The organism is Microtetraspora sp. NBRC 16547, assembly GCF_030268965.1.
In the GTDB taxonomy this organism is placed as follows: domain Bacteria; phylum Actinomycetota; class Actinomycetes; order Streptosporangiales; family Streptosporangiaceae; genus Microtetraspora.
The window spans coordinates 85,375-107,169 of sequence record NZ_BSSE01000015.1; the positions used below are offsets into that span (position 1 = coordinate 85,375).

General features: G+C 69.1%; 15 protein-coding genes. 4 read left to right on the forward strand and 11 right to left on the reverse strand.

The features are described from left to right. Positions 1 to 439: 439 nt before the first annotated feature. The 3 genes from QSK17_RS20940 to QSK17_RS20950 all read right to left on the reverse strand — a co-directional run bounded on the left by QSK17_RS20940 (position 440) and on the right by QSK17_RS20950 (position 5,941). Complete coding sequence (locus QSK17_RS20940; protein ID WP_285706647.1) at positions 440 to 2,065, reverse strand: glycosyl hydrolase family 8; 1,626 nt, start codon at positions 2,063 to 2,065, stop codon at positions 440 to 442. Between the two features lie 6 nt (positions 2,066 to 2,071). Beyond that, the gene (locus QSK17_RS20945) at positions 2,072 to 3,433 is read right to left on the reverse strand and encodes a carbohydrate-binding protein (RefSeq protein ID WP_285706648.1); all 1,362 of its coding nucleotides are present in this window, start codon (positions 3,431 to 3,433) and stop codon (positions 2,072 to 2,074) included. Between the two features lie 69 nt (positions 3,434 to 3,502). Continuing rightward, positions 3,503 to 5,941, reverse strand: a complete 2,439-nt coding sequence (locus QSK17_RS20950; protein ID WP_285706649.1) for a PQQ-dependent sugar dehydrogenase — start codon at positions 5,939 to 5,941, stop codon at positions 3,503 to 3,505. Between the two features lie 368 nt (positions 5,942 to 6,309). Here QSK17_RS20950 and QSK17_RS20955 point away from each other — a divergent pair, with 368 nt between their 5' ends. Both QSK17_RS20955 and QSK17_RS20960 read left to right on the forward strand, forming a co-directional pair. Then, positions 6,310 to 6,459: a MerR family transcriptional regulator gene (locus tag QSK17_RS20955; protein ID WP_285706650.1), complete on the forward strand. Its 150-nt coding sequence runs from the start codon at positions 6,310 to 6,312 to the stop codon at positions 6,457 to 6,459. Beyond that, a complete protein-coding gene (locus QSK17_RS20960; protein ID WP_285706651.1) occupies positions 6,456 to 7,430 on the forward strand; it encodes an aldo/keto reductase in 975 nt (324 codons plus the stop codon). The genes QSK17_RS20955 and QSK17_RS20960 overlap by 4 nt, the downstream gene beginning before the upstream one ends. A gap of 35 nt (positions 7,431 to 7,465) precedes the next feature. Here the strand turns inward: QSK17_RS20960 and QSK17_RS20965 are convergent, their stop codons facing one another. The 4 genes from QSK17_RS20965 to QSK17_RS20980 form a co-directional block, all read right to left on the reverse strand. Then, entirely contained in the window at positions 7,466 to 9,043 is a 1,578-nt protein-coding gene (locus QSK17_RS20965) for a glycoside hydrolase family 13 protein (RefSeq protein WP_285706652.1), read from the reverse strand. A gap of 53 nt (positions 9,044 to 9,096) precedes the next feature. Beyond that, a complete protein-coding gene (locus QSK17_RS20970; protein ID WP_285706653.1) occupies positions 9,097 to 10,128 on the reverse strand; it encodes a carbohydrate ABC transporter permease in 1,032 nt (343 codons plus the stop codon). A gap of 15 nt (positions 10,129 to 10,143) precedes the next feature. Beyond that, complete coding sequence (locus QSK17_RS20975) at positions 10,144 to 11,055, reverse strand: carbohydrate ABC transporter permease (protein ID WP_285706654.1); 912 nt, start codon at positions 11,053 to 11,055, stop codon at positions 10,144 to 10,146. Positions 11,056 to 11,177: 122 nt separating this feature from the next. Beyond that, positions 11,178 to 12,551, reverse strand: coding sequence for an ABC transporter substrate-binding protein (locus QSK17_RS20980; RefSeq protein WP_285706655.1), 1,374 nt, complete (start codon positions 12,549 to 12,551; stop codon positions 11,178 to 11,180). 710 nt (positions 12,552 to 13,261) lie between these two features. Here QSK17_RS20980 and QSK17_RS20985 point away from each other — a divergent pair. Together QSK17_RS20985 and QSK17_RS20990 are read left to right on the forward strand one after the other, a co-directional pair. Beyond that, positions 13,262 to 16,003 (forward strand): ATP-binding protein, encoded by a 2,742-nt coding sequence (locus QSK17_RS20985; protein WP_285706656.1) that lies wholly within the window; start codon positions 13,262 to 13,264, stop codon positions 16,001 to 16,003. A 77-nt stretch (positions 16,004 to 16,080) separates the two neighbouring features. Continuing rightward, positions 16,081 to 16,545 carry a winged helix DNA-binding protein gene (locus tag QSK17_RS20990; RefSeq protein WP_285706657.1) on the forward strand — a complete coding sequence of 155 codons (465 nt, stop codon included), beginning with the start codon at positions 16,081 to 16,083 and terminating at the stop codon, positions 16,543 to 16,545. Positions 16,546 to 16,711: 166 nt separating this feature from the next. On the opposite strand, the gene QSK17_RS20995 is transcribed toward QSK17_RS20990, so the two are convergent. The 4 genes from QSK17_RS20995 to QSK17_RS21010 all read right to left on the reverse strand — a co-directional run bounded on the left by QSK17_RS20995 (position 16,712) and on the right by QSK17_RS21010 (position 21,766). Then, entirely contained in the window at positions 16,712 to 17,035 is a 324-nt protein-coding gene (locus QSK17_RS20995; protein WP_285706769.1) for a DUF4158 domain-containing protein, read from the reverse strand. A 96-nt stretch (positions 17,036 to 17,131) separates the two neighbouring features. Next, positions 17,132 to 18,148, reverse strand: a complete 1,017-nt coding sequence (locus QSK17_RS21000; protein ID WP_285706658.1) for a LacI family DNA-binding transcriptional regulator — start codon at positions 18,146 to 18,148, stop codon at positions 17,132 to 17,134. Positions 18,149 to 18,306: 158 nt separating this feature from the next. Next, a complete protein-coding gene (locus QSK17_RS21005; protein ID WP_285706659.1) occupies positions 18,307 to 18,981 on the reverse strand; it encodes an alpha/beta fold hydrolase in 675 nt (224 codons plus the stop codon). Positions 18,982 to 19,054: 73 nt separating this feature from the next. Continuing rightward, complete coding sequence (locus tag QSK17_RS21010; RefSeq protein WP_285706660.1) at positions 19,055 to 21,766, reverse strand: helix-turn-helix transcriptional regulator; 2,712 nt, start codon at positions 21,764 to 21,766, stop codon at positions 19,055 to 19,057. Positions 21,767 to 21,795 lie beyond the last annotated feature (29 nt).

Below are 21,795 nucleotides of genomic sequence, written 5' to 3' on the forward strand. Positions count from 1 at the left end.
GATCCCTTTGTCAAGGACCCTACCGCGATGAGCGCCCACCACTTCGTCACTCAGTTCGATCACGGCTGTCAAATCGCCAGTTAACCCGCTCCGGCCTCGAGATTTGCCGGAAAACGTGCGCCTTCTAAGCGACAAAACCCCGATTAACCATCATCGCCAGCTAACCTCCGGCCATACCGAACCCGTGCAGAATACTCCGAAAGGTTTCATACCGATGAAACCTCTGTTGACGCGCACGAAAAGTGATACGTTCCGCCGGGAGCGCTCCCACGCCGTGACGCTTCGGCCCGAGGAGACCGGAATGGCCGATCTCCCCAGGGCGCGGCGGTGACCTGAGTAGGAGCGAGTGGGCGAGGGACGAGTCCCGAGCGACGCCGAAGGTCATCGCCTCAAGGGCGCCCCTCGCCCGTCCTGCCGAAGGCGGGACAAAAGAGCAGGATCAGGGCAGCCAGTAGTTGCCGGTGACGACGATCATCACCTGGAGCTGGATGCTGGTCGAGTAGTAGTCGGTCGACGTGAACGACGTGTTGAGCATCTTCGTCCAGAGGGCGTCGAGCCAGGCCTGGCTGCCGGAGTCGGTCATGGCTGCCACGGCGAACGGCGCGAAGAAGGCGGGCTCGCTGCCGCTGCTGATCTGCGAACCGCTGAGCGAGTATCCGACGGCGACGTTGTTCGCGTTGCCGCCGGTCTTGCTCTTGATCCACGAATTGATCTTCCGCGCCGAGGCGAGGGACGCGCTGTCGCCGCTGGTCACGGCGTCGGTGCCGATGCGCCACGGGTCACGGCAGGCGTTCCACCAGTACTTGCCGTCGTTCGCGTCCTCCAGCACCTTGCCGGGCGCCGGCTTGGGCGTGGTGTTGGTGGTGACCACGAAGTCGGCGAGCAGGCCGGTGCTCGACGCGTAGTTCGCCTGCTGTGAAGTGATCAGGTTCTGGTGGGCCGTTCTGATCGTGTCCCACGCGCTGTCGCCGGTGGCCTTCTTGAACGCGCGGAAGTGGTCGATCAGCCAGTCGGACGAGCGCGAGGTGTAGTACAGCGAGTCGCCCGGGCTGCTCCAGTCGCCGAGCAGCATCAGCTTGGTCGTCGGGTTCACCTCGCTCGTCTTGATCGCGTTGATGTGCTTGACCGCCAGGTCCTTGTAGTTGTAGGTCCCGGTGCTGCCCCACTGCTTGTCGGCCAGCAGCAGGCCGAGGGCGACGTCGAGGTCCCCGTCCGTGGCCGAGTCGGAGCCGTTGACGCTCTTGCAGGAGGCGTCCTGTTCGGCGGCGAGGAGGTTGGCGTTGTTCACCGAGGGGTGGGCGAGCATGTACTTGACCATCCCGTCGAAGATGGTCTTCGCGTTCGGGTCGGCTCCGGCCATGGTGGCGACGATGACCATGCCGTATCCCTGCGCCTCCGCGACGTACGGATGGTCGGCGTCGGGTGAGATCACCTCGTACCAGCCGTTTCCGCAGTTCTGCTTGACGAAGGCGGCCTTCCACTTGTTGTAGTAGTCGATCACCTTCTGGTCGAGCGTCGCCTGGGAACCCGTGGGCCGCAGCATCCCGGAGGCGTACGCGAACTGGTGGCTGCCGAACGGCACGGCCGGGCCGCCGCCGGTGCCGTCCTGGCTGACCATGGTGAGCTTGTCGACGTTGGGCCCGCCGCCCGCGGTGGTGGCGGTGGCCCGGATCGTGTTGGCACCCGCGTTGAGGTTGACCGTGACCGAGGTGTCGGCCCAGGTGTCCCAGTTTCCGGTGGCGTTGAACGCCTTGCCGCTCGACACCGTGGTCCCGTTGACCGCGATGTCCATCGGCCGGTCGGCGGTCGTGCCGTTGGCGTACCGGAACGTCAGCGTCGCCGATCCCGCCGCCGCGGCGGAGACCGACCACTGCACGTAGCTTCCGGTCGTGTTGACGTAGTCCACGAACCCTGTCCCAGTGTAACCGGTGTGGTTGGTCGCCACCGACGCCTGCGACAGCGTCGCGTCCTCGGCCTGGTAGACGGTCGTGGCCGCGTGGGCCGGGAGTGTCGCGGCCAGGGGCAGCAGCAATCCCGCGGCAATGATCAGTGATCTCATGCGCATGTCATCTCACCCTGTGTACTGGACGAAGATCTTGGTGTAGGCGTATGCCGACTGCGAGACGCCGCTGCAGGAATCGGCGTCGGAGCCGGAGCCGCACTGCCGGTCCCGGTTGATGGACCAGAACGTGAGGCGGCCGATGTGGTGCTGCTGCGCGTACGACAGCATGGTCTGGAAGTCGGTCGTGGTGACGATCTCGTCGGCCTCGTCGGTCTTTCCGTTCATCGAGGAGAGCCCGATGCGGGTGTAGGCGACCGCGTCGCTGTAGCCGTACGCGCTCTTGACCTTGGCCTTCAGGCCCTCCATGGCGCTGACCGTGGCGGCGCCCATCGTGCCGGTGTGGCCGCCGAAGTCGAACGGCATGATCGTCCAGACGTCGTTGTCCAGCCCGGCCGCCGAGCCGCGGTTGATGAGGTCCGTTCCGGTCGCGTCGGGTCCGCTCGGCGTGGTGCCCATCGTGATGATCGTCTTGATGCCGGGGTTGTTCGTTTTGACGATCTTCAGAGCGTCGACCACCCGCTGCCGGACGGTCGCGTTGGAGAACTCGGTGGCCTCGATGTCGATGTCGATGACCTTCAGGTTGTAGGCGTTGATCACCTTCTGGTACGCGCCCGCGAGGGCGGACGCGCTGGAGCACTTCTCCCCGAGCTTGTTGCCGCTCCAGCCGCCGAAGGAGATGACGACGTCACCGCCGGCCGCGCGGATGGAGTTGATCGCCGCCTGATCGGCCCCTCCGGTGAGCGCGCGGCTGCCGTCCCACTTGGGGTTGCAGGTGCCGTCGGAGAGCATGAAAGCGAGCGTGAACCATTTGACGCCGGTCGCCGACATCACGCTGGTCGGCGTCTGCGGGTTGCCCCAGCCGAGGTACTCGTACGGCGCGACCGCCATGGAGGGGCCGCCGCCCGTGTCCGAGGTGACGACGGTGAGCTTGTCGACGTTCGGGCCACCAGTCGCCGTGGTGGCGGTGGCCCGGATCGTGTTGGTACCGGCGTTGAGAGTGACCGGGACGGAGGCGTCCGCCCAGGTGTCCCAGTTCGCCGTGGCCGGATACGACGTCGATCCCACCGAGGTCCCGTTGACCGCGATGTCCATCGGCCGGTCGGCGGCCGTGCCGTTGGCGTACCGGAACGTCAGCGTCGCCGGCCCGGCGGACGCCGCGTTGACCGTCCACTGGATGTAACCGCCGGTGGTGTTGACGTAGTCGACGAACCCGGTGCCGGTGTAACCGGTGTGGTTGGTTGCCACCGACGCCTGCGACATCGTCGCGTTCTCCGCCTGGTAGACGGTCGACGCCGCCTGCGCGGGCGACGCCACCGATCCGAGGGTCCCGGCCAGGGCGACGCCGAGGACGCATCTGAGTAACTTGCGCACGTGACACTCCTGCTGGTTGGGGGGTGATCCGATCCCGTACTCGGGCCGTACGGGACCGGGGGGCGGGTGTCAGTTGATGGTGACCCGGAAGATCTGGTCCGCGCCGCCCGCGGCGCCGCCGTTGTTGTCGGCGTTGGTGGTCGTCAGCCAGAGTTGGTCGGCTCCGGGGACCTTGACCACGGTGCGCAGCCGGCCGTAGGCGCCGACGTAGTAGGCGGTCGCGGTGCCGACGTTCTCCGTGTCACCGGTGATCGGGATCCGCCAGAGCCGCTCGCCGCGCAGCGCCGCCATGTAGATGACGTTGCGGACGATCGCGATGCCGCTCGGCGACGCGGTGCTCACCGACCAGGTCTTCTTCGGGTTGGTCATGCCGGAGACGCTGCAGGTGCCCTCACAGGTCGGCCAGCCGTAGTTGTTGCCCGGCTTGATCAGGTTGAGCTCGTCGTACGTGCTGTCGCCGAACTCGGCCTCCCACAGCCTGCCGTTGCGGTCGAAGGCCAGGCCCTGCGGGTTGCGGTGGCCGTAGCTGTAAACGAGCGTCCCGAACGGGTTGCCCGGGGCGGGCGTGCCGTCGGGCTTCATCCGCAGAATCTTGCCGTTGAGGGAGGTCTTGTCCTGGGCGAGGCTCGACGTCTGCGCGTCACCGGTGCTCGCGTAGAGGTAGCCGTCGGGGCCGAAGGCCAGCCGGCCGCCGTTGTGGTACTTGTTCTTCTTGATCCCCTGGACCAGGACCGTGTAGCCGCTCAGCGAGGTGCCGTTGTAGGTCATCCGGACGATCCGGTTGCCCTCGGAGGCGGTGTGAAAGAAGTACACGTAGTGGTTGGTGGCCCAGTTCGGATCGACCGCCACGCCGAGGAGACCGCCCTCACCGCCGGTCGTCTGCACGTTCGGCACGGTGCCGACCTGGGTCCTGGCTCCGGCCAGGGTGACCTTGAAGACCTTGAACTGGCCGGAGGTCACCTTGTCGTCCCGCTCGGTGGCGAGCGCGGTCTGGCCGTCGGGCATCCAGTAGAGACCCCACGGGATGGTCCAGCCGGAGGAGATCGTCGTGATGCTCGACGGCACGCCGCCGTCCGCGGCGCCACAGGCCAGAGTCCTGAAGCTCACAGGGTTGCTCGCCGCGGAGACGTTGCCCGCCGCGTCGAGCGCGACCACCGCCAGGGTGTACGGAGTGTCGCAGGCCAGTCCGGTGACCGTGGTCGAGGTGGCCGGCGGGTTCCCGGTGACCGTCTTGTACGCCGACGTGCCGCTGCGCACCTCGTACGAGGTGACGCCCACGTTGTCCGTCGACCCGGTCCAGGTGAGATCGACGCTGTTGGCGGTGATATTCGACTGGGCCAGCGCGGAGGGCCCGGACGGCGCCTCCGTGTCGGTGCTCGCCCGCGTGGTGCAGGCCACGGTCTGACTGCCGATGGACACGTTGCCCGCCGCGTCCCGCCCGAACACGGACAGGCGGTACTGCGTGTTCGGCGTGAGACCGGTCAGCCGCGTGGAGGTCTGGCTGCCCGGCGCCTCGGCCAGCTTGTTGCCGTCGTTGTAGATGTCATACGCGACCACCCCGACGTTGTCGGTGGAGGAACCCCAGTTCAGGGTCAGCGCGTCGGTCGCGATGTCGGTGCACGACGGGGTGCCGGGCGTGGTGGGCGGCTGGGTGTCGCCGCCCGAGGCGGGCGAGACGGTGAGCTTGTCCACGTTCGGGCCGCCGTTGACGGTGGTGGCCGTGGCCCGGATCGTGTTCGCGCCCGCGTTCAGGTTCGCCGTGAAGGTGTCGTCCGCCCAGGTGTCCCAGTTCCCCGTGGCCGGGTAGGACCGTGAGCCGACCGAGACGCCGTTGACCGTGATGTCCAGAGGACGGTCCACGGTCGTGCCGTTCGCGTAGCGCAGCGTCAGCGACGCCGCGCCCGCGGTGGCCGCGTTGACGTTCCACTGGATGTAGCCGCCGATGGTGTTGACGTAGTCGACGAACCCGGTGCCGGTGTAGCCGGTGTGGTTGGTCGCAATCGTGGCCTGCGACAGCATCGCGTCCTCGGCCTGGTACGCCACCGGCGCCGGAGCGGCGACGGTCACGTCCAGGTAGTCCAGGTTGGGGTTGCCGCCCGCGCCCGTCGCGGTCACCCGGAGCGTGTTGGAACCGGCGTTCACGGTCGCCGTCAAAGTCGAGTTCGCCCAGGTGTCCCAGTTCGTGGTCGCGCCGAACGACCGGTTGGCCGAGATCACGGTGCCGTTCAGCGCGACGTCCGCCGTACGGGCGGCGCCGGTCCCGTTGGAGTAGCGCAATACCAGCGTGGCGCTGCCGGCGTTCGGCGCGTTGAACGTGAACTGCGTGTAGCTACCTGCGACGTTGTCGCCGTTGACGAACCCCGTGCCGGAGAAGCCCGCGTGGTTGGACTCCACGACTCCCTGGTAGATCGTGGCGTTCTCCGCCTCATAGCGGGTCGCCGCCGAAGCGGGCCACGAGACGACGAGTTGGAAGCCGGCCAGGGTGGCCAGCGAGGCCAAGAGGATCAACGGACGACGGAGACTGCGGGGGAACACCGTGACGGCCCTCTCTCGCCGGATCAGGCGCCCACGCTTCCCCGAGCGGGGCGCGGCTCCAGCTGGTCGTGACAGGACGACAGGACGCAAAGGTTAGGAAAGCTTCCTAACTTTGATTGCTATAGGAACAGCGGGGGCCGTTCGCAGTCAAGGCCCAAATTTGTCGCCTCCGCCTGACCTCCCGTACGGCCGCGGGAGAGATCGTCGACGATCGGGCCGTTGGCGAGCGGGATCGGGCTGATACCGTGCTTCGACCGTGAGGCCCCTCCGTCCGGTGGGCCGTGGGCCGTGGGCCGTGTCGGGTTTGACGTGGAGTGCACTCTAAGGGCGACCCTGGAGACATGACGATCCAGGAGGCCGCACGCAGGTCGGGGTTGAGCGCGCACACGCTGGAACGGCATCGCGAGAAGGTCGCGGCCAGGATCGTCGAGCTCACCCAGGACCTGTCGGTCCTGGACTACAAGATCAAGGTTTATCGGGAGATGGCATGATCAAGCGCACGCTCGGAAGCGGCGGCCTGGAGGTCTCGGCCCTCGGCCTCGGCTGCATGGGCATGTCGGAGTTCTACGGCCCGGCCGATGAAAAGGAGTCGATCGCGGTCATCCACCGCGCACTCGATCTGGGCATGAACTTCCTGGACACGGCCGACATGTACGGCAGCGGGCACAACGAGCGGCTCGTCGGCCGGGCCGTCAAGGACCGCAGGGACGAGGTCGTGCTGGCCACCAAGTTCGGCATCAGGCGCGAGGAAGGCGTCCGCTCCATCGACAACACCCCGGAGTACATCAGGGCCGCCTGCGACGCCTCCCTCCAGCGGCTCGGCGTCGACCACATCGACCTGTACTACATGCACCGCCGCAACTCCGACGTGCCGATCGAGGAGTCCGTCGGCGCGATGTCCGAGCTCGTACGGCAGGGCAAGGTCAGGCACCTCGGCCTGTCGGAGGTGAGCGCGCAGACCCTGCGCACGGCGAACGGCATCCACCCGATCGCCGCCCTGCAGAGCGAGTATTCGCTGTTCACCCGGGGGCTGGAGGCGGAGATCCTGCCCACCGCCCGCGAGCTGGGCATCGGGCTGGTCGCCTACTCCCCGATCAGCCGCGGCATCCTCACCGGCACGGTCCCACCGGCCGAGCAGCTTCCCGACGACGACTTCCGCAAGTGGACGCCGCGCAACCAGGGCGAGAACGCCGCGCACAACGCCGCCCTGGTCGCCGAGGTCAGGAAGATCGCCGAAGCGGCCGGGATCACCCCGGCCCAGCTGTCCCTGGCCTGGCTGCTCGCGAAGGGCGAGGACATCGTGCCGATCCCGGGCACCAAGCGGCTGAGCTACCTGGAGGAGAACGCCGCGGCCGCCGGCATCACGCTGGCGCCGGAGCAGCTGGCCGCGCTGGAGTCGGCCGTACCCGCCGACGCGGTGCACGGCGCGCGCTATCCGGACATGAGCCGCATCGAGTCCTGAGCGCGCTGGTCACGCCGGCGGGTCCCAGCTCCGCGTCAGATCAGCCAGGCCGTCGTGTCGGTGGGGAGCAGGTCGCCGTCGAGCGGGCCGCTGGCGAGCAGGACCGACTCGTACGGCGGCAGCCGTACGGGATCGGGGCCGAGGTTGACGACACAGATCACGCCCGAGTCGCGGGTGAAGGCCAGCACGCCGTCGTTCGACGGAAGCCACGTCAGCGTGCCGTCGCCCAGTCGCTCGCGGCGGACACGCAGCGCGGCCCGATAGAGGGACAGCATCGACCCGGGATCGGCCTGCTGCGCCTCGACCGTGAGGTCCTTCCATCCGGCGGGTTGCGGCAGCCACGGCTCGCCGGTGCTGTAGCCGAACGGCGGCTCGGCGCCCGACCACGGCAACGGGACCCGGCAGCCGTCCCGGCCGGGAACGGTGTGCCCCGAGCGGCGCCACATCGGGTCCTCGCGCAGCTCGCCGGGGATGTCCTCGACCTCGGGCAGCCCCAGCTCCTCGCCCTGGTAGACGTAGACACCGCCGGGCAGCGCCATGGCGAGCAGCGCCGCCGCCCGCGCCCTGCGCCGGCCGAGTTCGAGGTCGGACGGCGCGCCGTCCTTGCGATCGCCGTTGTCCCACGAGGTGTCGGCCCTGCCGTACCGCGTGACCGGGCGGGCGACGTCATGGTTGGACAGCACCCAGGTCGCGGGCGCGCCCAGCGGCACGTGCGTGGCGAGGGTCATGTCGATCGCGCGGCGCAGCGCGCCGACCTCCCACGCGGAGGACATGAAGTCGAAGTTGAAGGCGGTGTGCAACTCGTCGGGCCGCAGGTACCTCGCGAAGCGCTCCTGGTCGGGAAGCCACACCTCCCCGATCAGGATCCGCGCCGGGTAGGTGTCGCAGACCCGGCGCCATTCCCGGTAGATCTCGTGCACCCCGTCGTGGTCGGTGTACGACTCCTCGACGCTGTCGAGGTCCTTGATGAGCACGGCGGCCGAGTCGATGCGGATGCCGTCCACGCCCCGGTCGAACCAGAAGCGCAGGACGTCGAGGAACTCCTCTCGTACGGCGGGGCTGGTCCAGTTGAAGTCGGGCTGCTCCGGCGCGAAGAGGTGCAGATACCACTCCCCGTCGGGGACCCGGGTCCACGCCGGACCGCCGAAGATCGACTGCCAGTCGTTGGGCGGAGCGTCGCCGTCACCCCGGCGGAACCAGAACCGCTCCCGGGCCTCCGAACCGGGACCGGCGGCCAGCGCCTCCTGGAACCAGACGTGATGGTCGGAGCCGTGGTTCGGCACCACGTCGACGATGATCCGGATGCCCAGGGCGTGGGCCTCCTCGATCAGCTTCTCCGCCTCGGCCAGCGTCCCGAAGACCGGTTCGATGTTGCGATAGTCGGCGACGTCGTACCCGCCGTCCGCCATCGGTGAGGGATACCAGGGGTTGAGCCAGATCGCGTTCACGCCGAGATCGGCGAGGTACGGCAGGCGTCCCCGCAGTCCGGCCAGGTCACCCGTGCCGTCGCCGTTCCCGTCGGCGAAACTGCGCAGGTAGACCTGGTAGATCGCGGCGCCACGCCACCATTCTTCGGCTTGTGGAGTCGTCCCCCGAGAGGCACTGCCGGACATGCTGAATACAACTCCTCACACAGAGAGTTACCTGGCCGACGCGCGAGGGCGCGTCAGCCCTTGAGGCTTCCGGCGGTGAGACCGGCCATGATGCTGCGCTGGAAGAAGAGGAAGATCACGATGGCCGGGATGCTCGCGATGACGAGCGCGGCCATGAGCACGTTCTGCGGCATCTGCGCCGAAAGGGAGGAGATGCCGACGCTGATCGGCATCTTGTCCGTATCCGGCTGAACGAGCAGCGGCCAGACGAAGTCCTTCCAGACGTTCATCACCGACAGGATGGACACCACGCCGAGGATCGGCCGGGACACCGGCAGCACGATCGACCACAGGATCCGTGCGGGAGTGGCGCCGTCCATCTCGGCGGCCTCCAGCAGCTCCCTGGGGATCGAATCGAAGAACCGCTTGAGCAGGAAGATGAAGAACCCGTTCGCGGCGGCGGGCAGCCAGATCGCCCAGGGCGTGTTCAGCAGGTTCCAGCCGAAGATCGGAAGATCCTTGACCGTCAGGTAGGCCGGCAGCAGGATCACCATCGGCGGGATCATCAGCGTGGAGAGCATGAGGCCGAGCACCGCCTTACCGAGCACCGGCCGCAGCTTCGACAGAGCGTAGGCCGCAGAGACGTCGACGGCCAGCGTGAACAGCCAGGCGCCGGCCGCGTAGACGACCGTGTTACGAAGGAACAGGCCCAGGTCGAGCTGGTCCCACGCCTCCTTGTACACGTCGAAGTTGAGCGACTCGGGGAAGAGCGACGGCGGCATCTGGGCGAGATCCTCGGGTGACTTCAGCGCCCCGGTGACCATCCAGTACAACGGGAACACGAAGATCACCGTGAAGCTCACCACAACGGTGACGAGGACGGCCCAGTAGATCACTCGCCCGCGCGTGGTGTTCAGCGTGTGCGGGGAGACCAGGCCGCGGAACTCGCGCCCGGTGTTCTCGCCCGCCTTCCTGCCCGGCCCGCGGAACCGGCGTACGACCGCTCCCTGGGCCTTCCCCGGTCCGGATGCCGGCGGCGGGACGGGCCGAGCCGAGCGGCTCGGCCGGACACCAGTGCCTGACGACTGACCTGTGCTGTTCGACATCGGTGCCACTCCCTCCTAGTTGTCCCGCGAGACGCGCAGGTAGACGGCCGAGAAGATCATCAACACGATCATGAGCATGAGTCCCAGTGCGCCGCCGCCGCCGAAGTTTCCGAAGCTGAAGGCGTACTGGTACATGAGGTAGGCGACGGTGACCGTCGCGTTCTCCGGCCCGCCTCCGGTGAGCAGGTACGGCTCGATGAAGACCTGCATGGTCGCGACGATCTGGAGCAGCAGCATCACCAGCAGGATCAACTTGGTCTGGGGGATCGTGACGTGCCACACCCGCCGGAACAGCCCGGCGCCGTCCAGCTCCGCCGCCTCGTACAGATCACTGGGGATGCTCTGCAGCGCCGCGAGATAGATCAGCGTTCCGGTGCCGAGGTTCATCCAGGTGGAGACGATGACCAGGGAGATCAGCGCGGTGTCGGTGGAGTCCAGCCAGCTCAGCCCGGGCAGGTGCACCAGGTCCAGGACCTGGTTGAACAGGCCGGGGCCCGGGTCGTAGAACCACTTGAACAGCAGCACCGCGACGGCCGGAGGCAGCATCACTGGCAGGTAGACGACGAACCTGAGGTACGCCTTCGCGTGCCGCAGTTCGTTGAGGACGATGGCCGTCACGAACGGAACGGCGTACCCGACGATCAGCGCCAGCAGGGTGAACATCGCGGTGTTGGCCCAGGCCGGACCGAACGCCGAGTCCTCCGCCACGGTTCGGAAGTTGTCCAGCCCGACCCACTCCGGCGGGCCGACGAAGTTCGTCTTCTGGAAGCTGAGCAGGAACTCCCGGACCATCGGGTACCAGGAGAAGAACGCGAAGCAGATCAGCGCCCCGCAGAGGAACCCGTACGCCGTCAGGTTGCGGCGCACGCCACGCCGCACGGCCCCAGGCGTGCGGCGCCGTGATCCCCTCACGGTCATTGCGGTCATCGGTTGGACTCCTGATCTCGACGTGACCGGAGGGGTGCCGACCACCTGGTCCGGCACCCCGAAACCGGGGGTATCCCGTGGATCCCCGCCGCGGGCGAGGGTCCACGGGACACGACCCAAGGTCAGCTGGACTTCGCGAGGATGTTGTTGACCTTCTTCTCGGCGTCCGAGAGGAGCTGGTCGATGTCGGCGTCCTGCCTGGTCAGCACTGCGGACATCGCCGTGTCCAGCACCGCGTAGATCTCCTGGGCCTTCGGCGGCTCCAGCTTGAACTGGACGTTGGCCGAGCCGTCGACGTAGGGCTGGAAGTGATCCACCGGAACCGTCGCGAACTGCGTGCGCAGCTCATTGATCTTGGTGCCCGGCTCGGTCGCGCCATACAGGTCGGTCTCCGGCAGGCCGACCGGCAGACCGTCGGCCTTGGCGCGCTCGTAGTTGAACTGGCCCTGGCCGGGGGTCAGGAACTTGTACTCCAGCCACTGCAGGCCGGCCTTGATCTGCTCGGGCGTGGCCTTGGGGTTGAACATGTAGCCGTCGCCGCCGCTGAGCGAGTACGTGGCCTCCGGCAGCGAGGTCACTCCGTAGTCGTCGAACTTGCCCTTGAAGTCGTTGTTGACGGCCTTCACGACGTCGGGGGCACCGACCATCATGCCGAGTTTGCCGCTGCCCATCATGCGCATGAGGTCCTCCCAGCGGAGCAGCTGCTTGGTGCCCATGCTGTTGTCGGTCCAGCGCATCTGCTTGAGGTTCTCCAGCACGGCCTTGCCCTCGGGGCTGTTGAAGGCGGCCTGCTTGCCGTCGGCGCTGACCATCTCGCCACCCCGGCCGTAAAGCTCGGAGGTGAAGTGCCAACCGCCGGTGTTACCGGCGCTGTACTCGCCGTACCCGACGTAGCCGGGGCCCAGCGCGGCGATCTTCTTGGCCGCCTCCTGCACCTCGGTCCAGGTCTTGGGCGGGTTGTCCGGGTCGAGACCTGCCTGGGTGAAGAGCTTTCGGTTGTAGACCAGGCCCGTCGAGTAGTTGGTCCTGGGCAGGCCATAGGTCTTGTCACCGTTCTTGAAGACGCTGAGCACGTCCGGGCGCATGTCCTTCAGCGTGGTGACCGTGTCGATGTACGGCGTGATGTCGGCCGCCTGACCGGCAGCGATGATCTTCTGGACGTCGGTGTAGTAGACGTAGAAGAGGTCCTCCATCTCCCCTCCGGCCAGCTTGGCCTGGAACGTCTCCGGGACGATGCAGGGGAACGAGTCCTTGCTCTCGATCGTGATGTTCGAGTGGAGCTTCTGGAACGCGGCGACGTCGGCGTCCCACTGAGCGCGCTCCTTCGGATTGCTCTTCGGCGGCTGACAGCCGACCGTGATCGTCACCGGGGCGTCGGCGGCCGCGGAGCCCTGCGACGACGTGGCCTGCGGGGTGTCGCCGGCATCGGATCCACACGCGGCGACGCTGAAAGTGATGCCTGCCGCCAGCAGTATCGAGAGGTTGCGGGATTTCATCTTGTTCCCTCCTGGAACGGCACACCACGACCCGTCTAGGCGCCCCCGCTCGCCCACCGTCTCGTCGAACGGCCACGAGCCGGACATTTGCCAGAAACATACAAAGCGACACAGATGAGAGCAAGACTCTGGTGTGCTCGATGCAAAAAAGTGACAGCAATATGAATCTCGACGGCAGCACCCGCCGATCATCGGCGGCACGAGGAGGGGCGGTGTCGGCCTCGGATCAGGGGTTACTCGGGCGGGACAGTCAGGCCCAGGCGGGATCGGCCGACGTGACCGGACCATGCGGGACCGGACCACGCGCGCGGGCCACGTGAATGGGGTGTCTTCTCCCGAACATGACCCCAGCCCCAAAGTAGCTCTAGGTAATCTCTGTGACACTGCGCGATCGAGCGGGTGGAGGTCACCGACGCCGGGCAGCCGGATCCCGCTCTTCTAGCCAGCGGGCCAGGGCCTCAGGCGAGACGCGCGATTGAGCAACAACGGAGCGGCCAGTGGCGTTAGCGAGCCTGATCCTTGGGTTCGTCATACTGGTGGAGTCTTGCGCGAACACCTGCGGCCGGGCGTCGCAGCTCGGGGCGTGAGCGGCGGTTTCTGACGCCGCCGGTCGTGGCGGAGGCGCGTCATCAGGGCAAGTAGCCTGGGCTGGTGTCGCCGATCTTCCCTGTGAATACCATGCCCGATCGTCGCTGCGGGGTGTCCTGCTGATGGTCTGGCCGTCGGCCGGGGACAGGCTGTGGGGGCGCGACGCCGAGCGGGCCGAGATCGCGCGGTTGACGACGCGGGCGCGGTCGGGCCGCAGCGAGATTCTGGTGTTGCGTGGCGTGGCCGGCCTCGGAAAGACTGCCCTGCTCGACCAGGTGGTGCGCGATGCCGCCGGGTTGCGGGTGCTCAGGGTCACGGGCGTGGAGGCCGAGACGGCGCTGCCGTTCGCCGCTGTGCAGAGGCTGCTGCGTCCTGTTGTGGACCGGCTGGATGAGGTGCCAGGTGTGCAAGGCTCGGCGCTGCGTGGCGCGCTGGGCATGTCCGAAGTAGGGGAAAGAGAGCACTTCCTCGTTGGGCTTGCCGTGCTCACCCTGATGTCCCACCTGGCCGAGGAGCAGCCGGTGTTGTGCTTGATCGACGATGCCCACTGGCTCGATGCGGCCTCGGCCCAGGCTCTGCTGTTCGTCGCGCGGCGAGTCGAGGCCGAGGGCGTCTCCATGGTGTTCACGGCCCGGGACGGGTTCGAGGCCCCCGGACTGCCCGAGCTGACGCTCAGTGTGCTGGAACGCGAGGTCGCCGCCGGTCTTCTCACCGAGCGGGATCCTGATCTGTCCCCGGCCCTACGGGAGCGGATCATCGAGGAATCGGCTGGCAATCCTCTCGCGTTGATCGAGTTGGCGGCCGGACTCAACGCCGATCAGCGAGCCGGGCGGGCGGAGCCGCCGCCCGCGCTGCCGGTCACCGAGCGCGTCCTCGCCGCGTTCGGCGGTCAAATCGACCGCTTGCCTCACACGTCTCGGCTCGTGCTGACGATCGCCGCCGCCGAGGGAACGGGCGATCTCGGTACGGTGCTGCGGGCGGCACGGATCTTGGGCGGATCGGCTGAGGATCTCGACGCCGCCGGAGAAGCCGGCCTGCTGCGGGTCACCGGGGACGTGATCACCTTCCGCCATCCGCTGATCCGCTCGACGGCCTACCAGTGTGTACCCCTCACCACCCGGCTGGCCGTTCACGAGGCGCTTGCGGGCGTCGTAGACGGGGACCGGAGAGTGTGGCACCTCGCCGCGGCCGCCGCGGCACCCGACGAGAGCGTCGCGATCGAACTGGAGCACGCCGCCGAGCGCGCACGGGAGCGTGGGGCGCCCGCGGCGGCGGTCCCCGCCTATGAGCAGGCTGCCCGGCTCAGCCCTGACCGGGCCGAGCGGGCCAGGCGGATGACCCTCGCCGCGCAGTCGGCGATCACGGCAGGCCGGATCGAGCAGGCGGCCGCGCTGGCCGAGCGTGCTGTCGAGCTGAGCGAGGACCGGTTCTTGCGCGCCCGGCTGGCTATGGTCCGGGCAAGCGTGGAGTCGCAGCGTGCCACCCCACGAGGTGCCGCACAGCTTCTGATTGACAACGCCGCACCCATCGTGGGCGAAGATCCGGGGCTGGCGCTGTCTCTACTGGTCATCGCGGCCGATAGCGCCTGGTCTACCGGCGAGTACGCCGAATTGCGCCAGGTGACAGAGCTTGCCACCGGCCTGGCTCCCGACGTCGGTGACGCACGGACCGCAGAGGCGGTCGCCGTGCTCGGATCCCTCGTCGACGGTGACTACGCGCGGGCGCTGCCCGTACTTGATGATTTCGTCACGACGATACGCGCTCAGCCTGCCGGAAGTCTTTACGTCCGCCTCTTCGCGGGCAACCTCGCCCTGCTGCTCGGCGACGATGATGCAGCGCTGGACCTGGCCGCCGCCGATGCGGCCCGCAGCCGTAGACGTGGGCAGGCGGGGGCCTTGCCCGCGACCTTGCAGGTCTTGGCGCAAGCACAGGTCGTGGCCGGCCTGCAGCATGACGCCGGCGCCACGGTCGCGGAGGCTCTCACCTTCGCCCGGGATACCGGTCAAAGTCACCGAACCGGCGGGCTCGCCGTGATCACGGCCCAGATCGCGGCCGTTCACGGCGATGAGGACCGCTGCCATGCGTCAGCCAGGGACGCGGGAGCGAGCCTGGCCGACGGCATCGGGGCCTTCGGCGGTGTCGCGGAGGTGGCGGCATCCGCGAACTGCGCGTTGGGTCTGCTCGACCTGGGTTTGGGCCGGTACGAGCAGGCGTTGCGCAGGCTGGAGGAAACCGTCAGCGGACCCGCCTCTCACACGGCCGCCGCCCTTTTCGCCATCACCGATCTGGTCGAGGCCGCCGTACGTGCCGGTGTGCCGGAACGGGCTCGGCAGCCGTTTGCCCGGTTCCTGGCGTGGGCCCAGGCGGGAAGCAGGCCGTGGGCATCGGCTGTCGCGCTGCGTTGCCACGCTCTGCTCGGCCCCGCCGAGGAGGCCGGCGAGGTGTACGCGCAGGCCGTGCGCCTGCACGAGAGGGGAGGGCGGCCCTTCCAGCGCGCCCGCACCGAACTGTTGTACGGGGAATGGCTGCGCCGGGGCCGTCGCCGGGCGGACGCGCGGGTGCCGTTGCGTTCCGCCTTGACGATCTTCGAGCGGTTGGGGGCCATACCGTGGGCGGAGCGCGCCCGGGCTGAGCTGCGAGCCTCGGGTGACGTCGCACCGGCCGGCGCCGGCGGGGGAGACGTGCTCGGCCGTCTGACTCCGCAGGAGTTGCAGATCGTCAGGCTCGCCGCCGGGGGCCTCAGCAACCGCGACATCGCCGCACAACTGTTCCTCAGCCACCGAACTGTCGAATATCACCTCTACAAGGCCTATCCCAAGCTTGGCATCGGTTCCCGAAGCGAGCTCGCCGGCTTCCAGTGGTGACTACCGTGAAGCTACGGATTCGGCCCGGTTCCCTGTCCTTCTAGCGTCGTACCCAACGACGACGAAAGGACGAGGTCATGCAGAACACCGACGCCGAACTGGCGGCACAGCCGGCCGGATACTGGACCGGGGTGGCCTACGAGGCCATCATCTCGTTCACCCGAGCCCAGCAGGCCGAACTGGGCTTCACCCAGCCTCAGTTCTGGCTTCTGCGCAACCTGTCGAAGAACGACATCTCACCCGATGGCCACGGCATGACCATCCCCGAACTCCAGAAGGCCATGAGCTCTTACATCAGGCCCGAAGATGACCTGAAGGCAGAGGCGGAAGTCCTGCTGGAGCGCGGCTGGCTCACTCGTGATGGCGAGGGACGACTGTGGATCACTGAATCGGGGGACGAGGCTCGTGCCAGTCTCAAGCAGCACGCGCCGGCCATCCGGGCCCGCATCCACCAGGGCATCAACGAGGCCGACTACGTGACTACGCTCAAAGTGCTGCAACGGATGATCGACAACGTCGGGGGCGACACGCAGGCGTCGTAGGCGAGCTCACCCGCTCACAGAACGCCCGCTCGAACCGGGCCCGGCAGCCGCGCACGATGCGCTCGATCCGGCCGGGCGGCTCGATCTTGAGGTTCCGGCAACGCGACAGCATCGCCGCCCGAATCCCCTCATCCGTCAGCACCATCGGACAGATGTCTTTGGCCAGCTAGTCGATCAGCGCGTCCTCATCGGCCCGGGTCGACTCGCGAAACCCCAGCGCCTTGCGGATCTGGGAGCGGTGGTACTCGATCGTGCTACCTGTCCATTGGTAATCGGCCAACAGGCCCGGCTCGACCTTCACCTGTCCAGCCACGTAGTCCACTGCGGCCTTGGGGAACTCCCCGCCATGCCGAGGAAAACGGGCCTCCAGTTCGAAGAACTTCAGCATCAGGCCGAAGCCCAGCCGCGCCGCGCCCGACTTGTTCGACACCAACTCCCAGTCGTCATCCAGCAACGTCCACGCTGCTGCCGGACGGCATGCCCGACTCATGACGATCACGAACCGCAACCGTGATCTACCCCAGAGCTACTTTGGGGCTGGGGTCATATTCGGGAGAAGACCCCCGGAGAGAAGAGAAAACCAGGCTCAGGCGGGATCGACCGGCGCGGGTCCCGTGGAGGAGCGCACGACCAGCTCGGGCTCGAACAGCAGCTCGTCACTCGGGACGGCGCCCGCACGGATCTGCGAGACGAGCAGCTCGACGGCGGCCCGCCCCATCGCCTCGATGGGCTGGCGCACGGTCGTCAGCGGCGGATCGGCGCAGTTCATCAGCGCCGAGTCGTCGTAGCCGACGACGGAGACGTCCCCCGGGACCGACAGCCCGGCGCGGCGGGCGGCGCGGATCGCGCCGAGTGCCAGAACGTCGCTGGCGCAGGCGATGCCGGTGACACCGCGCCGCACCAGCCGGGCCGCCGCGGCGTGGCCGCCCTCGATCGAGAACAACGCGTGCTCGACCTGCTCGGGGGCCAGTTCCAGCCCCTTCTCCTCCGCGAGCGCCCGGAACGCGGCGAGCTTGCGCCGGGACGGCACGTGGTCGGGCGAGCCGAGCAGGATGCCGACGCGACGGTGGCCGAGGGTCAGCAGATGGGCGAGCGCCATCTCGGCGGCGGCCACGTCGTCGCAGGAGACCTGCGGGAAGCGCAGGTGCTCGACGGCGGCGTTGACCAGCACGATGGGGAGCCCCCGCTCCCGCACCCGCTCGTAGTGCGTGTGCGAGGCGTTGCCCTGGGCGTACAGGCCGCCAGCGAAGACGATGCCGGACACGTGCTGCTGGAGGAGCAGATCGACGTAGCCGGCCTCCGAGACGCCCCCGACCGTACGGGTGCACAGGACGGAGGTGAATCCGCGCTGGGCCAGCGCGCCGCCCACGACCTCGGCGAACGCCGGGAAGATCGGGTTCTGCAGCTCCGGGAGCACCAGGCCGACCAGTCGGCCCCGCTCCCCGCGCAGCCGCGAGGGCCGCTCGTATCCGAGCACGTCGAGGGCGGTGAGCACGGCCTCTCTGGTCGCGTCGGACACGCCGGGCTTGCCGTTGAGGACGCGGCTGACCGTCGCCTCGCTCACGCCCACCTTCTTGGCCACTTCCGCAAGCCGTCGTGTCACGAACGCAAGCATACGACAATTCGCGTAAGAATTTGCGCTCGCTTGCGCAGCGCACGCGTCCGGCCGGGGCGACCGCCAAGGTCGCCCCGGCCGAGCCGACCAGCGGCGCAGGGTGAATCAGAGTGGTCTCTTTGCCGGGACGCCGATGACGGCCCTGGTCAGGCGGCGGCCTGCCGGATGAGGGCGGCCACCGCGGCGGGCTGGGACAGGTAGACCGAGTGGCTGCCCGGCGTCTCGGCGACGGTCGCCCCGGCACGCTGCGCCATGGCGCGCTGCGCGGGCGGCGGGATCATCCGGTCGTCGGTCGCCACCAGGTACCAGGACGGCTTGGCCCGCCACGCGGGTTCGGTGACCGCGCCGCCGAGGGCGTCCACGCCCCACGGCACCTGCGAGTCGGCCATGAACGCCGCCTGGTCGGCGGGCAGGTCCCCGGCGAAGGAGGCGGCGAACTTGTCGCGGTCGAGGAAGAGGAATCCGTCCACCGGGGGCAGGATCGGCGGGACGGGCGCGCCGGGCGGCGGGTCGGCGATGAGCGTGTTGACCGACTCGCCCTTGTCCGGCGCGAAGGCGGCGATGTACACCAGCGCCGCGACGCCCGGGTGGCCGCCCGCCTCAGTGATCACGACGCCGCCGTAGGAGTGGCCGACCAGGACGCACGGGCCGTCCAGGGCGTCCACGACCTGGTGGGTGGCGGCGACGTCCCCGGCCAGGGACAGGGTCGGGTTCTGCACGATCGACACGCGGTAGCCGTCGGCGACGAGCAGGTCGTAGACGGCCTGCCAGCCGGAGCCGTCGACGAAGCCGCCATGGACGAGCACGATGTTGCGGATCATGGCGCTCCTCTGCGAGGGAGAAGGAGTGGGAACGCGTCCCACGGTAGGAACCGGGCGGCTCCCCTCGCGTACGTCAAATGATGTAATCGCCGTCCCGCGCGGTCATGAGACGGCTCAGCTCGCCCCGGGTGGTGATGCCGAGTTTCGGGAAGATGCGCGACAGGTGCGTGCTGACCGTGCGGGGCGAGACGAACAGCCGCCGGCCGATCTCGCGGTTGGTCAGGCCCTCCGCGACGAGCTGCGCGATTTGGAGCTCCTGGGGGGTGAGCCGGTCGCGGGCGTCGTGCTTGCGGCGGAGCCGCTCGCCGCTCGCGCGCAGCTCGCGTAGCGCGCGTTCCGACCAGGGCACGGCGCCGAGGGCGTCGAACGCCTCGGCCGCCGCGCGTAACGGCGCCCTGGCCTCGGCGGCGCGACGTTGGCGGCGCAGCCACGCGCCCCAGGCGTACCGCAGCCGCGCCCGTTCGAACGGCCAGCCGACCAGGTCCTCGCGAAGCGCCTGCGCGAACAGCCCCTCGGCGGCCTCGTCGGGGGCGGTGACGGCTCTGATGTACGCGAGCGCGACGCGCCCGACCGGTGACCCGCTCTCCTCGATCACCGGGGTCAGTTCGTCGGCGACCGCGCGCAGCTCCGCCTGCCGTCCGCTGAGCAGCGCCGCCTCCGCCAGGTGTGGCAGCGCCCACAACCGGATGTACTGGTGGAAGCTGACCTCGCTCGGGTCGAAGATGGGGCGCAACGCGTCCCAGGCCGCGCCGAAGGCTCCGTCGGCCAGCTCGGCGGCCCCTCGCGCGAGCTGCACAAGAGCCAGCATCGGGTACGCGCCCGCGGACAGGAACGCCCGTTCCACCTGCGCGGCGAGATCGCGCGCCACGTTCGTCGCGCCGCGCAGCGCGTGGATCTCCGCGGCTGCGGCGTCCGCGGTGAGCACCCACTGCGGCTGCCGGGTCTCCACGGCCAGCGCCCTGGCCTCGGCGGCGGCAATGACTCCGAGCCGGGTGTCGCCGAGCCGCGCCGCCGACGTCGCCTGCCCGACGAGCGAATGCGCCAGCGTCCCGAACGGCCCCCGCGTCCGCATCCCCGCGCTTGCCTCCGCGTACAGCCGGGCGCCCAGCGGGAACGCGCCGAGCGCGTTCGCCGCCGCGCCCAGCAATTGCAGGTTGTGCGGGCTGACCCAGCTCGCCCTGCTCAGCGCGTCGAGCTGGACGAGTATCTGCCTGCCACGCTCGACAGGAGAGATCATCGCTAGCGACGAGACGAGCTGCGGGTCGTCTTTGGGTACGGCGAGCCGCTCGATCGCCGCGAGCACCGGCATGCGGCTCTCCCGCGTGGGGTTGGAGAAGTACCAGCGCATGCTGACCCCAGCCAGCCAGCGCAGCGCGAACTCCGAGCCGTCACGTGCGCGCATCTGGTCGAGGAACTCGCCCAGGTCGGACAGCCGGTCCACGCCGGTCCACACGAAATGCAGGACGAGGTCGCGAAAGTACGTGAGCCTGGACCGGTCGATCGGAGCGAGGTCTGCGTCCTCCGCCCGGCCGACGAGGCGTTCCATGGCGGCACGGTCGCCGAGGTCGAAGGCCATGACGGCCGCGTCGACCAGCCGCGCGCCCCGGAGGGCCGGGTCCGCGGTGAGGTAGGCGGCGCGCTCCTGCGCCTCCAGCGCACGCCCCGCCGCGCCCCTGATTTCGGCGCGCATCGCGGCGGCGGCGAGCCCGGCGGCGACGTCGTCGTCGTGGGACGTCGCGGCGGCCGCCCGGTGCCAGATCCCGCGGTCGTCGTCATCGGCCAGGGTGGCGGCAAGCGCGGCGTGCGCCGCGCGTAATCGATCGGCCCCGGCCGCCTGGACGATCGCCGACCTGATCAGCGGGTGCCGGAACCTGACGCGCGCGGCGTCGGCCACGACCAGCCCCGCCCGGGTCGCCGGGGCCAGCGCGGCCGCCTCGATCGGCGCGCCCGCCAGCAGGGACGCGGCCCGCGTGTTCTCCTCGATCGCGTCGTCCTCGTTGACCGCGGCGACGAGCGCGAGGGTCCTGGTGTCGGCGGGCAGCACGGCGAGCGCCTGGGCGAACGCGCGCTCCAGCCGCTCCGTCAACGGCAGCCTGCTCGACGCGAGCATCTCCTGGTCCTGCCGGGAGGCCATCGCGGCGAACTCCATCAGTGCGAGCGGGTTGCCCGCCGCCTCGGCCAGCACGCGGGCGCGCAACGCGACGCCCAGGTCGGGCGCGACCCTCGCCAGCAGCTCCGCCGCCGCCTGGTCGATCAGCGGCGGCACGGTCAGCGCGGGCAGCCCCGACGTGACGAGCCTGGTCTGAGAGTCGGCGTCGTCGCGCAGGGTCGCCAGCAGCACCACGGCGTCCGAACGCAGCCGTCGGCCGACGAACGCGAGCGCCTCCCAGCTCGGCTCGTCCAGCCAGTGCGCGTCCTCGAGGGCGAGCACCACGGGCGTGTCGCTCGCCAGCGCGGACAGCCGGTGCAGCACGGACATCGCGCCGCGCAGCGGCCCGCCGTCAAGGTCGCCGGGCGCGAGCCCGGTCCCCGCCAGCAGCCTGCGCAGCCCCTCGTACGGGACCTGGCCTTCGGCGGGCACGCCGGTCGCGGTCAGGACGCGCGCGCCCCTGGCGGCGGCCTCGCCCGTGGCGGCCCCGAGCAGCGCCGACTTGCCGACGCCCGCCGCGCCGCTCAGCACGAGGGCCCCGCCGCCCTCCTTCAGGCCGTCCACGAGGGCCAGCAGATTCCGCAGTTCGGCGTCTCGTCCCACGAGGGCGTGCAATGCCACGACGACGATGCTCACACCGCACGCCCCGTGTCGTCCACCTCATG